The organism is Polaromonas sp. P1_G2 (assembly GCF_056405515.1).
Window position 1 is genome coordinate 1 of sequence record NZ_JBFUBY010000762.1, and the last position, 571, is coordinate 571.

1 protein-coding gene is annotated in these 571 nt (G+C 64.6%); it reads right to left on the minus strand.

Going from position 1 to position 571, the window contains the following annotated elements; all coding sequences use genetic code 11:
• On the minus strand, positions 1-571 hold a 571-nt coding region (locus AC1D0P_RS27445), incomplete at both ends, for an arginase family protein (RefSeq protein ID WP_477679617.1).

Here is a 571-nt window from a genome sequence, read left to right on the forward strand (position 1 = left end):
CGCCTGTCTCGTCGGCGCTGCCGAGGAAATAGGGATATTCCTGCATCGGGTCGGCATGCAGGTTGATCACCTGCACGTCGGAGCGGCCGTAGAAGATTTCCTGCGTGCCGTTGCCGTGGTGATAATCGACATCGAGGATAGAGACGCGCGCGGCACCCTGGTCGAGGAACCATTGTGCGGCCACGGCGGCATTGTTGATATAGCAATAGCCGGCCATGAAATTGTGGCCGGCATGGTGGCCGGGCGGGCGGCAGAGCGCGTAAGCCGCGCGTTCGCCGCCCTTGACCAGGCCGGCCGCGGTCAGCGCCACATCATGCGAAGATTTGATCGCGTCCCAGGTGCCCTCGACAAAGCCGCAGCCGCCGTCGAAGGAATAGAAGCCGAGCTGGCCGTCGATATGTTCCGGCAGCTTGTCGCCGCGCAGGCCGCGGGTCGGCCAGGTGAAGGGCAGTGCGGTGCCCTCGCGGCCTTCCGCCTTCCAGCGCGGATAGACGGTCGGCAGGAAATCGAGAAAGGCCTTGTCCTGCACCTTGGCGGCGGTCGAGAGATCATGCTCTTGCGGTCCCAGCAC